Source organism: Listeria grandensis FSL F6-0971 (assembly GCF_000525835.1).
GTDB lineage: Bacteria > Bacillota > Bacilli > Lactobacillales > Listeriaceae > Listeria_A > Listeria_A grandensis.
The window spans coordinates 1-13,305 of record NZ_AODD01000021.1; the positions used below are offsets into that span (position 1 = coordinate 1).

A 13,305-nucleotide genomic window follows, 5' to 3' on the forward strand; every position below is an offset into this window, starting at 1 on the left:
TATTTTATTCCGTATGCAGCCAAAGTTGGAGGGCAGCGCCACTTAGTCGCTATCCGTGATGGTTTCATCTCAACTATGCCATTAATGATCTTGGGGTCATTAGGGACATTGATCAACAACTTACCAATCCAAGCTTACCAAGACTTTATGAATAATTTATTCGGGGAAGCACTTTGGAAATCTTTTGGGGGAAATATTTGGAACGGTACTTTCGCGATTCTAGCACTTTTAACTGCTTTTACCGTAGCGTACAATTTAGCGAAATCGTATGATAAAGATGCTTTATCAAGCGGTGTTGTATCTGTTTCTTCTTTCTTTGCCATTGGTGGTTTGACTGGGCTTAGCTCATCAGGACTATTTTTAGCCTTACTTGTTGCACTTATTTCAACAGAATTATTCACACGTTTAAGTGGAAATCAAAAGCTTATCATCAAAATGCCAGACGGTGTTCCGCCGGCAGTATCTAGATCGTTCGCAGCACTTTTCCCAGCGATGATCACAGTGAGTATTTTCGCGATGTTTACAACGATCCTTTTCGGACTTGGTGTAAAAGATATCGTTGGCGAGTTCTACAAACTAATTCAAGAACCATTCATGGGTCTTGCTAATACTTTACCAGCAGCATTGTTACTTGCTTTCATTTCTTCATTCCTATGGTTCTTCGGACTTCACGGTGCGAATATTATCGAGCCATTCATGCAAACGATCAACGTGGATGCAATCGCTAAAAACGTTGAAGCATTAAAATTAGGACTAGACGCTCCTTATATCGTTAACAAACCTTTCTTTGACTCTTTCGTCAACTTAGGCGGAACTGGTGCAACAATCGCGATTATTATTTCGGTATTCCTATTCGGCCGCCGACATAAACAATACGTGACTGTATCAGGACTAGCCTCAGCTCCTGGACTATTCAACATCAACGAACCATTAATGTTTGGTCTACCGATTGTGTTAAATCCAATCCTATTCGTACCTTACATTTTGGCTCCACTAGTGCTCGTTACAATCGCTTATTTTGCAACATCACTAGGCTTGGTTCCAGCAGCAACAATCGTAACACCATGGACTACACCGCCGATCATTGGTGGGGTATTAGCAACACAAAGTTGGACAGGTGGGGTACTAGCCGCGGTCAATATCGCCGTCGCCGTACTAATTTATGCACCATTCATTAAAGTAGCAGAAATCCAAGAAATCCGTCGCGAAAAAGCAGCAGCGGCCGGAGAAGAAACAAAAGACAACTTTTAATATAAAGTGCAGACAACGCCCGTTAGCTTCGACAGAAATTGTTAGAGGTCGCAGAAAAAGCCTTTCTTTGGCTTTTGCGGAGGCCACGAAATTTCCGAGAAGCTGGCGTTAGGAAGCTAGACACGATGAAATGCTGACAACGCCCGTTAGCTTCGACAGAAATTGTTAGAGGGCGCAGAAAAAGCCTTCCTTTGGCTTTTGCGGAGGCCACGAAATTTCCGAGAAGCTGGCGTTAGGAAGCTAGACACCGAACAAGACACTTCGATAAATGCATGAAGAAAGTAACATTTCTTAGAAGATCAATAATAATACTCGAGGATGTGGAACTAAATGGAAGAGTTAGAACTAACAATTATGAATCTAATCATGTTTGGGGGCAACGCGAAAAGTGATGCAATGCTAGCGATCGACGCAGCCAAAAAAGGTGACTTTGCTTTAGCGGATGAACAAATCCAAAAAGCAGAACAATCTTTACTTGAAGCGCATCATTCGCAAACAAAACTAATTCAAGGCGAAGCTCGTGGTGAGAAAACAGAAGTATCATTACTTCTAGTTCATGCACAAGATCACTTGATGAACGCTATTACGTTTAAAGATTTAGCGATCGAAATTGTAGAATTATACCGCGTTAAATAAGTACCAAAACAGGGGTGAGGAATTTTCCTCGCCCCTGTTTTAAATACATTTAGAGAGGAAGTTTACTTACTATGAGAAAATTAGGTATTTCAGTATTTCCACAACACGCACCACTGGAGGATTCTTTAAGCTACATCGAGACAGCCGCCAAATATGGTTTTAGCCGTATTTTCACGTGTTTGATCTCCGCTAATGACGAGGCTGAATTTGCGAAACTAGAAACGATTTGCCAAACAGCGAACAAATTAGGTTATGAAGTTATTGCCGACGTTGATCCTGGAGTTTTCGCTTCACTTAATTTGACATATCAAGACTTAGGTCGTTTTAAAGAGTTGGGCTTGTCCGGTCTGCGTTTAGATTTAGGATTTTCTGGTTCTGAAGAGGCCGCAATGTCTTTTGATGATAATGATTTGCAAATTGAACTAAACATCTCGAACGGAACGAAATATGTGGATAATATCCTTTCTTATCAGGCGAACGTGTCTAATATCATCGGGTGCCATAACTTCTATCCACGTCGTTATACAGCGCTTTCTCGCGCACATTTCCTTCGTACAAGCGCGCAATTTAAAAAATATAATTTGCGTACAGCGGCTTTCGTTTCTTCCAATATTGGTAAATTCGGCCCATGGTTTGTAGTAGATGGTGGCCTTCCAACACTCGAAGAACATCGCGGTATGCCAATCACTGTGCAAGCGAAAGACCTTTGGAATACAGGGCTGATCGACGACGTTATCATTGGTAATATGTATGCGTCAGAAGAAGAATTAAAAGCATTGGGTGAACTAAATCGTAACGAATTAGAGCTTGCTGTGACATTCCTTGATGGCGCAACAGCTGTGGAAAAAGAAATCGTAACGACACAAAAACACTTCAATCGCGGTGACGCATCCGAATATGTTTTACGTTCCACAATGACACGTGTCAACTTCAAACAACATGATTTTCCAGCACATGATACAGACACAATCGAACTTGGCGATGTGACAATCGACAACAACGGTTACGAGCGTTATAAAGGCGAAATGCAAGTAGCACTACGCGAAATGGAGAACTCAGGAAACACGAATATCGTTGGCCGAGTGATTCCAGAAGAGCGCTACTTACTAAAAACCATCCAACCATGGCAACATTTCCGTTTAAAAGAAGATAAATAAATACCAATAAATACAAGTCAGGCGCTGTAAAAGTGTTTTGGCTTGTATTTTTTTTATACCAGGTGTGTTTTTCTTCTCGTTTGCAGTGGCTTTCCTCAGCCTGTATAATCGAACGTGAGGAAATACATAAGGGGTGTGAAGAATGAAGAAAATTTGGGGTATTTTTATACTCGATTGGCGTAGACTTTTTAAAGCGCCAATTGCTTTGATGCTAGTGCTCGCGCTAGTCATTTTGCCATCTCTATACGCGTGGTTCAACATCGAAGCGCTTTGGGATCCATATTCTAACACATCAGGCATTAAAGTGGCGGTCGTCATTCAAGATAAGGGCGCCGAAATTACAGTACCCGGCAAAAAACCACAAAAAATCAATGTCGGTACGCAACTGAAAGATCAGCTAAAGAAAAATGATTCGCTTGGCTGGACGTTCACAAACGAGGGTGATGCAAAAGAAGGTGTGAAAAAAGGCGATTACTATGCTGCTATTTTTATTCCTGCTGATTTTTCTAAAGATATTGTCTCGGTTGTCGGTGGGGACCCAACGAAGCCAACGATTAATTACACTGTCAATGAGAAGATCAACGCGATTGCACCGAAAATTACCGATAAAGGCGCGTCCACAATTGTTGATCAAATCAGCTCGGAGTTTGTTGATAAGGTCAGTAGTTCGGTGCTTTCTGAGCTGAACCAAGCTGGGATTGATCTTGAAAAGGAACTTCCAACTTTGCGCCATATGAAAGATAAAGTTTTCCAAGTGAAACAGAGCATGCCACAGATTAAAGAAATGGGCAAGCAAGCTGTTATTTTGGAAGGGAAATTACCAGATCTGCGTGAAAAGGCGAACCAAGTAAGCGAACTAAACAAGAATATGCCACAAATTAACGCGGCGGCAGGTGACTTGCTCCGAATCGAATCGCAATTGCCACAACTCGATAAACTAGGAGAAGACATCTTAGTACTCCAACAAAAAATCCCTGAAATAGAGCAAATCGCCGCAGATGTGAAAACGGTCGATGAAAACTTTGGAACGATCCAAAAAACGGTGGGTGATGCATTGGCAGAATCGACAAAGGCGCTCGGCATTATTGCAGAGGCTGAAAAAGCACTATCAACTGTGAAAGAAATTGCGGATGACGGCTCGAAATATGCTGATAAAGTCGCAGATTTCACTAAACAGGTAGACCAGTCTTTTCAAACGGTGGCACCAGCTATCAAGCAAAACCTGATTTTGTTACAACAAGTCACGAACAATGTCTATGAACTGACCGAACAGCTCAAAAACGGGAGTATTGACCCAGATAAAGTTGAGGATGTCATTGATCAAATAAACCATCAGCTGACAAGCGCAAATAGCATGCTGACCAAACAAATTGAATTGCTGACATCCTTAAATGAAACACTTCCAAATAAGCCGCTAACAGGCTTTATCGGCGATCTGAAAGCAATGCAACAAGATTTGAGAGCGCAACAACAAACGCTTACGCAAATAAAACAAATCATCGAAGAGGGCAAAGAACCAAGCCAAGCGCTACTCGACAAGTTAAACGCTGAATCAAAAAAAGTGCGTGATGATTTAACGGCAGTGATTGACGCATACGACTCGAAGATTGTGCCGGCAATTAACGCCGCGCTGAAAGAAATAAGGTCAGATCTTGCTAAAAGCAATACTCTACTGAGCGGCGCTAAAAATAAGCTTCCAGATATTACAGCAATTCTTCAAAACGCGAATCAAACACTCACAACGAGCCAAAGATACCTTCGAGAATTCCAAAAAAGGCTACCAGAGTTGCGACAAACGTTAACAGATGCGACTGCGTTTATCAATACGAAGTTAGACACAGTCATCGCTGGTATCAACACTGCTGCGGACTTTTATAAATCTGATTATCCAGATGTCAAAGCGAAAATTCATAAAGCTGGCGATTTTATACGTGAAGATTTGCCGACCTTAGAATCAGAAATAGCCAACGCAGCTCAACTGATCCAGAAAAAATTTCCTGAATTTGAAAAAGCAGTCAAAACCGCGGCAAACCTGTCGAGAGAGGAACTGCCACAATTCGAGGAAGCAATCAATAAAGCGGCATCAAAGATTACGGAATTCGATCAAAACTATGATATGAAGCAAATCATTGCCTTTCTTAGAAATGATGTTGCCAAAGATAGTGACTTTATCGCCCATCCTATCCAGCTAAAAGAGACGAAGGACTATCCGATCCCAAACTACGGATCTGCGAGTTCTCCGTTTTACACGGCGCTATGTTTGTGGGTAGGAGCCTTGCTACTCATTTCGCTACTACGAGTAGACGTTGAGGTGCCACGAGGTATCTTTAATCACCATCACGTTTATTTTGGTAGGCTGCTGACCTTTTTATCGATTGGCTTAGCTCAGGCGCTTATTGTCACACTCGGGAATATTTTCTTACTCGGCGTATCGATTGCAAGTCCCATCTACCATGTCCTTTTCAGCATGTTTATCAGCGTTATTTTCATGATTATCGTTTACACACTTGTATCTTTATTCAACAACGTCGGAAAAGGCATTGCGATCATCCTGCTCGTTCTACAAATTTCAGGAGCTGGTGGGAATTTCCCAATTCAAGTATCGCCACCGTTTTTCCAAGCAATCTACCCATTCTTACCGTTCACATACGCAGTTGGGCTGATTCGCGAAAGCGTCGGCGGCATCTATTGGCCAAATGCTATCCATGATATTACCCTGCTCACCGTTTTCGGCATTATTTTCATCCTTCTAGGACTACTGCTCAAAAAGCCATTAGACAAAATCATCCCAGGACTATCAGCTAAAGCCAAAAAAAGCAAATTAATTCATTAATATACGCATAAAAAAGGATCTGGCATCAAAACCAGATCCTTTTCGGCGTTAAAAATTATGAAAGTAATAGTAAAGAAATCTTTTTGTAACATTGCAGTAAGAAATGACAATTTAGGCTTTATTTTTGACATAAAAAAAGCTATAATGAAATAGTACATAAGAAGAGGGTCGTTATTCATTGTACTTTCGTATCAAATATAGTAAGATTGTTATCAATTATAGATGTTTCGGATGATACAAGTCTCTATTTTTAAAGAATGTCCTGAGAGGGAATCGAACCCACGACCTACAGCTTAGGAGGCTGTCGCTCTATCCTACTGAGCTATCAGGACATGATTTATATCAGCTTTATCATTTTAACATAAAACAGAGGCGGGGAGCAATCTGTTTGCAAAAATCAAAAGAGAGGAAGGAATGGATTGAAGAAATTTATAACAGTATTGGCAGGAATATTATTTCTAATTGGTTTAACAGCATGTGGTAAAGAAGGCATAGACAAAGTTCTCAGCGATAATTCATTAACTGTTATCCAGAACGTCAAGACAGATTTAAAAGACTATAATTTAGCTTACGTGAAGGATAATGAGGACACAACAGGGGTGCTTGAGTACTATAAAGATACAAATGGAAAAGATGTTTCGAATATACAGTTGGACTCCGCGCTAAAAAAGAAAGATAATAAGGTCAAAATTAACCTAATGAATGGCTTAAATGGCTTGATTGCAATGGTCGAGATTAATGATAAAACACTCGCAAGCGAAGTCACGGATCTTATTTTGGAGGACAATAATAAAGAAGCAGACGAGGCTATCAGCGTCTCTTTATCCAATAAAAGTAAAACGGAGAATGGCAAAACAGTAGCCATTGTTGAAATACCATCGCTTGACCCGACAATTGCCAAAGGGCTGAAAAGCATCCAGCTACAGAGTAAAGACGGCAAATCGATTTATAAAAATGGCTTACTATCTGAAAAAATAAAAGCCCAAGCGAGCTCTGAACGCGCGAAAGCAAACAACTTTTTCCCAGCAGTGAATAAATATATTGCCGATAAGAAATGGAAAGTAGTGAGTAGCGCAACACAGAAAAAAGGTGGTTACTCCGCTATTTTACGCGATGAGCAAGGTAAATATCGCCTAGCTGAATTCACCTATCCTGATAATAAATTGGCAGTTAAAGAAACAGATAAGAACACCAATCCGCAACAAGATAATGAGGTGCTACTGCTTCAACTCCAAGGAGATAAGAACCAATATATTGGTATTGTCGCAGAGGTTGAAACAATTATCAGAAGTGGGGCATCGGTTGTTCTGAAATCTACAGATGGGAAGGAATACAAGCAATCCTTGCACACAGGGTATAACGATAAGAATGCGCTTATTCAACTCACGAAGAAAACCGATATGAAGATGGAGGACATTGCTTCTGTCACGATTCAAGATGAGAAGGGGCAACTCCTCTATAGCATGGAATTAAAATAAGCACAAAAAAACTAGGAATCTGCGGAAACCTAGTTTTTTTGTGCTTTCAATTTATTTTTTTGGATAGCTTATCAATGTACTCAAGGGATAGCCCTGTTCCAATTGCGACGGATTCTAGCGGACTCGGTGCCATATGTACAGGCACGTCGATTTGTTTGACGAGCCATTCTTGGAAACCGTGTAAGAGGGAACCACCACCAGTTAAAACGATACCTCGATCTACGATATCGCCACTTAGTTCCGCAGGGCATTGCTCGAGTGTCATTCGTATAGCTTCTAAAATCCGATTTAATGTTTCGTCTAATGCTTTTTGGATTTCAGTGGATGTGATGGTGAGTGTTTTTGGTAGGCCGGTCAAAAGGTCACGACCACGCACGTCCATCGTTTGTTCTGTATGTGGAATTGGCGCATAGCCAAGCTCCATTTTAATACGTTCGGCAGTTGCTTCACCGACGAGAAGATTGTAATTTTTACGAATATGTTGAATGATTTCTTCATCGATGTGATCGCCACCAGTTCTGACAGATGTGCTGGATACGATGCCTCCGTAAGAGATGATGGCGATTTCACTGGTCCCGCCGCCGATATCGACAATTACATTTGCAATTGGTTCATCGACAGGCAAATCCGCGCCGATAGCTGCTGCGACAGGTTCTTCAATTAGGGAAACAGATTTTGCACCCATCATTTTTACCGCATCTATAATGGCGCGGCGTTCCACGGAAGTTGCTCCTGTAGGTGCGCATACGACAACGTCAGGTCTTTTAACCGAATTTCCAACAGCGGTAGTGATACGACGCATAATTTCGCGCAATAGACCAGCTGTGACATCAAAATCAGCAATGACACCATCTTTAAGCGGTCGAACCGCAATAATATTCGTAGGTGTTTTCCCGATCATTTCTTTTGCTTCGTGGCCAATGGCAAGCACGGACTTGGTGTCAACATCCATGGCGACTACAGAAGGTTCGCTCAAAATGATTCCATTAGATTTGCTATACACAAGGATGTTCGCAGTACCTAAATCGATACCAATAGTAGTATTTCCAAACATTTTTTTACCCTCCATATTTCCTTTTTCATGCTTTTTATCGGCATAGTTTCTAGTATAAAGTAGTTTTGGATATAAGCGAAGTGTATAAAGATAATGATATAAAAAGGTAATATAGGAATCGCGTGGGAATAGGATTCAGCCATAAATTCGTAAATAACGTGTAATGAACTTAATACAACTCCAGAATTTTACTCAAGAGAAAAATGGTAAGTTCAGGCGTGGCGTTGTAAGCTCAAGGTCACCAGAAATCGCGCGTTGGCTATACAAATGAATTTTTCCAGTGCCAATGGCTATTGACTCAAAGGGGTTCGGATCCATAATTACTGGAAAGTCGACTTGATTTGTGAGCCATTCCTTGAAGCCGTTTAATAAAGAACCGCCACCTGTCAAAATAATACCTTGATCCATAATATCGCCACTGAGTTCGGCAGGGGATTGTTCCACCATCGCATGGATAGTTTTCACGATTTTTGCTAAAAACTCTGTAAATAATGGCTGAATTTCAATGGAAGATATTTCTATGATTTCGGGTAGGCCAGTTAATAGAGAACGACCGCGTACTTCCATGTTTTTGAGCACATGTGGCACTGGTGCAAAGCCGAGTTGGATCTTAATTTTTTCAGCGGTGAGGTTGCCAATCAACAGATTATGTGATTCGCGTAAATATTGAATAATTTCAGCATCGAGTGAGTTACCAGCAGAGCGGACAGACATATTGGCGAGCACACCACGATAAGAAACGATCGAGATTTCTGTTGCTCCAGCTCCGATGTTTACGATCATATTGGAGACCGGTTCATTGATGGGCAAGCCCGCACCAATCGCAGCAGCAACGGGAGCTTCCACAATCGTCACAATTTTTATTCCAGTTGCGAGGATAGCGTCGCGGATAATATTGCGTTCCACGATTGTAGCGCCTGCGGGAACATTCACGCTCGCCGCCGTTTTACGAATAGGTACATTTGTTATTTTTGTAACATAGTTCAGAATGCTTTCTAGCAATCTCACTGTATTATCAAAGTCAGCGATGACACCGTCTTTTAATGGTTTGATAGCAGTTAAAGTTGTAGGTGTTTTTCCGTACATTTGTTTTGCCTCGGTACCAACTGTATAGACTTCATTTGTTTTTGCGTCTAACACAACAACGGCGGGTTCATTAAACATGATTCCTCGCAATTCATTGTAAACAACAATGTTCGCTGTCCCTAGATCGATTCCAATCGAAGAATGACTAAACATAAGCACACACCTTACTTTCCTTTCAAATTTTAAAAACAGATTCTTATTGTCATAATTGCCTTAAAATGATAAATATAAACATAAAATCAAAAAAAAGTTATGCGTCAGAGGCATAACTTTTTTTGATTTATTGTGCGCGATCTTGCTTTTCGTATAGACTATACATGTAAAAATAAATAAAACCACTGATAACAGCGAGTACGGCAATTGTTGCAAATGTTGCAAAATAGCCAACGAGTGTGGATAGTGTAATCGCAAGTGGAGCAATGACTTTTCCGAATGTATAACGAAGACCAGCTGCAGAGAAATACATCGCACGCTTATCATCTGGCGCAATTTTAGCAACAAAATTTTGTTGGATTCCCACAGTCATTAATTCTGCAAAACTGAACAAAATAATGGCTAAAATGGCGCCCCACGGTCCAGTAGCGATACCAAATAAGATAATCGCGATTCCGTATAAGAAAGAGGAATTCATGAAAACCAGTTTTTCGCGGTAGCGACTCATCATTCGAGTGAAGAATACGGTCAATAAGGCAACGCAGAAGCCGTTGATGGAAACAATTAAGCCGAAAAGTTGTTCTCCTGTAAGTTGTAGCGAGAAAATGGACGCATTTCCGATCACTTCTGTAATATATAACGGGAACAAAAGATCCAGTTGCATGAAGGATTGGGAAATAATAACACCTGCAATAATATACAAGAAAAAGACTTTATCGGTAAAAATAAGTTTATAATTGCGCAGTTGCTCCATGAGGACAGTACTGACTTTCTTCTCGCGCTGTGCTTTGCGTAACTCAGGATTAAGAGCCATAGGCGCCGTTTCATGCCCGAATTTTGTCAATAGAATTAGAAGCAAGAGGTCGGCTAGAACGATCGCGATTAAGGTTTGCGATGTATAATTATTGAATACAAGCGCTCCGATAATTGGTCCAATTACGACGGCAATATTGATCATCATATAAAAGATCGAATAGACGTGACTACGATGTTCTGGTTTCACCACGTCCGCAATCATTGCCTGACTTGCCGGTTGGTAAAAGGACATGAAAATACTTGCGACCATAAATCCGAAAAACGCCACATAAGGAGAATAAAACATAGTCGTTGCAGCAATCGCAAAAATCAGAAAGCCAGCGCCTTCTCCGATTACCGAAATACTCATCATTCGTTTACGCCCATACGTATCAGCGAAGTACCCACCAAGCAGAGCCGTTATAACAGACAAAGCTTGCGACAATATAAGCAACAGACTCGTGGTTTGCCTGCCAATTGAATCTGAGAAATAAATTGTTAAAAAAGGAAATACCGCCCAAAATGAAATATCGAGCAAAGCCTCCCCGAATAATCGCACCTTGAGGTTGATATCCCACGTTTTAAATTTCATAGGAAAAACACCTTCTTTAAAAGAGCTATAGATTTAAGAAATGCCCATGAAACAACGATTCCATGGGCACGGCTATTGTATAATTAGTAAAGTTGAAGCGGGAATTAGAATGCCCAGTCGCCGTTGCGGAAAACGGGAACTTTTTCACCAGTTGTTGTGATTCCGTCGATGTTCATTTTGTTGGAACCGATCATGAAATCAACGTGTGTCATGCTGGAATTGACGCCAGCTTTTTCTAATTCTTCGCGGCTCATACTTTCGCCACCTTTGATGTTAAACGCATAGGCGCTACCGATCGCTAAATGATTCGATGCATTTTCGTCAAACAGGGTGTTGTAAAATAAAATTCCTGATTGAGAAATAGGGGACGGATCAGGTACTAATGCTACTTCGCCAAGGTAATGTGAACCTTCATCGGTTGCCACTAAATCTTTTAGAATGGCCTCGCCCTGCTCTGCAACGACATCGACAATACGCCCATCTTGGAATGTGATTTTGAAGTTATCGATGATATTTCCAGCATAGCTCAGCGGTTTTGTACTAGATACATAGCCGTTTACGCTATTTTTTTTCAGCGCATGAGAAAACTTCTTCTGTCGGCATATTCGCCATGAATTCTTTGCCTTGTTTGTTATAGCTCCCCGCGCCAACCCAGACGTGGTCTTGCGGAAGGCCGATCGTTAAATCAGTTCCAGGTGCTGTATAATGCAAGGCTTTATATTGTTGCTTATTTAAATAATCCGCTTTGCTATTCAGTGTGTCATCATGGTTTTTCCATGTTTGAATTGGATCTACGGTATTAATACGAGTCGTTTCGAATATCGTTTCCCAAAGTGCAGGAACTTGATCGGCATGCGGTAGGTCAGGGAATACTTTAGCAGCCCAACCTTCTGAAGCGGCACCAACGACCGTCCAGCTGATCGCGTTGGACTGAATCATTTGACGGAATTCTTCCAGTGCTTGACCCATTGCTTTTTGATTTGCCGCGATTTTCTTGCTGTCTACACCTTTAAGTAAATCTGGATTTTCAGAAACAATCGAGATAAACACTGCGTTTTCATGAGCTAATTCGATACGTTCAGCAGCACGATGAAGCGCGGCTTTCTCAAAAATTTCAACCGGTGAATGTTGATAGCGAAGTAATGTGACTTCCTCATCTGCCCAGTTAATAATAACATCACTAGCACCGACCTCATAAGCCTTTTTCGTGATTAATCGGCTTAGTGGCGCGCTTTCAATCGAACTGTTTACGACTACTTTTTGGTTGGGTTGAACGTTTACCCCAACTTTGACGATCAATTCTGCATACTTTTCTAATTTCTTATTAAATGTTGTCATATGTAGCACCCCTCTTCTATTCAATAAAAGCATTGTATCTTAAAAAAAACGCGTAAAGCAACTGTTTGCAATGACTAAAAGGAAAGCCTATCCAAACCTATTTTGTTGAGGATCTATAAGAAGCATCTTTGCTGATTTAGAGCCTCCATATGCACAGGAGCGAAGCGAGTATGTAATCCCAGTTCTGTATCTCGTTTGGGCACAATTAGATCCAGCTTCGGAAGCCAGCACCTCGAAACTTTCACGCCCTCCGCAAAAACCAAGATCGGGTTTTCACTGCGGCCGCTCCAAGTTTTTTCGGGGCTAACGGGCTTCCTCAGCTTTTCGCTATTCAAATTCAATCTCCGACAAAGCTTCATCCATGGATTCTAAAATACTATACTTCACAAAATAATCTAGCCAAGCTTGGTGTAAATCAGGGGCATCGCGTTTAATAGAGGGCTTGATTTTGTCATACATCGTTTTCATAATATCTTGCCACATCGCATTCACCGCACGATCGAGTTTGGTTTCTTTCCAACGTTTCGCGGGCGGGCGCTTCTTATTTTTCTCATTTTGAAATTCCATTGCTTTTTGGTAAAAGCTATCCTTGGTCGTCAAGTTTTCAGACATATATACAGAAAATTCATTGAAAGTCATCGTAACACTCCTTAAAATAGTCAATCAATTAACAGTAACATATCCAAAAGAGGGCGTCTACTCCACTCCATGATGTAAAATAAGTTTATCTAATACTTTGGTAGATTTTATAGCGTGAAAAAGGATTTTTAAGGATAATTGTTTAGATTTATGAATTTAGAAAAAAGACAACGAAAGCATTGCAGGAGAAGAGAGCCGCGTTTCAATCAATGGCATCTAAAAAGCCATTTTGAAAATATTTTAGCAATCAAAAAAATACGTAACAGCCATCGCAACTGTTACGCATTTTGGGA

9 protein-coding genes, 1 tRNA gene and 1 pseudogene are annotated in these 13,305 nt (G+C 41.0%); 5 read left to right on the forward strand and 6 right to left on the reverse strand.

Annotated elements, in window-relative coordinates:
- The 4 genes from PGRAN_RS11610 to PGRAN_RS11625 form a co-directional block, all read left to right on the forward strand.
- Positions 1 to 1,251 (forward strand): PTS sugar transporter subunit IIC (locus PGRAN_RS11610; RefSeq protein WP_036067276.1); only part of this gene is annotated, 1,251 nt, incomplete at its 5' end.
- A gap of 330 nt (positions 1,252 to 1,581) precedes the next feature.
- Positions 1,582 to 1,887, forward strand: coding sequence for a PTS sugar transporter subunit IIA (locus tag PGRAN_RS11615; RefSeq protein WP_036067278.1), 306 nt, complete (start codon positions 1,582 to 1,584; stop codon positions 1,885 to 1,887).
- Positions 1,888 to 1,958: 71 nt separating this feature from the next.
- Complete coding sequence (locus PGRAN_RS11620) at positions 1,959 to 3,044, forward strand: DUF871 domain-containing protein (RefSeq protein WP_036067280.1); 1,086 nt, start codon at positions 1,959 to 1,961, stop codon at positions 3,042 to 3,044.
- Between the two features lie 142 nt (positions 3,045 to 3,186).
- Positions 3,187 to 5,877, forward strand: a complete 2,691-nt coding sequence (locus PGRAN_RS11625) for a YhgE/Pip domain-containing protein (protein ID WP_036067281.1) — start codon at positions 3,187 to 3,189, stop codon at positions 5,875 to 5,877.
- A 258-nt stretch (positions 5,878 to 6,135) separates the two neighbouring features.
- On the opposite strand, the gene PGRAN_RS11630 is transcribed toward PGRAN_RS11625, so the two are convergent.
- Positions 6,136 to 6,209: transfer RNA gene (locus tag PGRAN_RS11630), tRNA-Arg, on the reverse strand.
- An 87-nt stretch (positions 6,210 to 6,296) separates the two neighbouring features.
- Between PGRAN_RS11630 and PGRAN_RS11635 the strand changes: the two genes are divergently transcribed.
- Complete coding sequence (locus PGRAN_RS11635; protein ID WP_036067282.1) at positions 6,297 to 7,355, forward strand: hypothetical protein; 1,059 nt, start codon at positions 6,297 to 6,299, stop codon at positions 7,353 to 7,355.
- A 46-nt stretch (positions 7,356 to 7,401) separates the two neighbouring features.
- Here PGRAN_RS11635 and mreBH read toward each other — a convergent pair whose 3' ends face one another.
- The 5 genes and pseudogenes from mreBH to PGRAN_RS11665 all read right to left on the reverse strand — a co-directional run bounded on the left by mreBH (position 7,402) and on the right by PGRAN_RS11665 (position 13,012).
- Positions 7,402 to 8,409, reverse strand: a complete 1,008-nt coding sequence (mreBH, locus tag PGRAN_RS11640; RefSeq protein WP_036067283.1) for a rod-share determining protein MreBH — start codon at positions 8,407 to 8,409, stop codon at positions 7,402 to 7,404.
- Positions 8,410 to 8,601: 192 nt separating this feature from the next.
- The gene (gene mreB / locus PGRAN_RS11645; protein ID WP_051998615.1) at positions 8,602 to 9,648 is read right to left on the reverse strand and encodes a rod shape-determining protein; all 1,047 of its coding nucleotides are present in this window, start codon (positions 9,646 to 9,648) and stop codon (positions 8,602 to 8,604) included.
- 127 nt (positions 9,649 to 9,775) lie between these two features.
- Positions 9,776 to 11,035, reverse strand: coding sequence for an MDR family MFS transporter (locus PGRAN_RS11650; RefSeq protein WP_036067284.1), 1,260 nt, complete (start codon positions 11,033 to 11,035; stop codon positions 9,776 to 9,778).
- Between the two features lie 104 nt (positions 11,036 to 11,139).
- Positions 11,140 to 12,373: pseudogene (locus tag PGRAN_RS11655) on the reverse strand (aminopeptidase).
- Between the two features lie 327 nt (positions 12,374 to 12,700).
- Positions 12,701 to 13,012, reverse strand: a complete 312-nt coding sequence (locus tag PGRAN_RS11665; protein WP_036067286.1) for a hypothetical protein — start codon at positions 13,010 to 13,012, stop codon at positions 12,701 to 12,703.
- Positions 13,013 to 13,305: the final 293 nt, after the last annotated feature.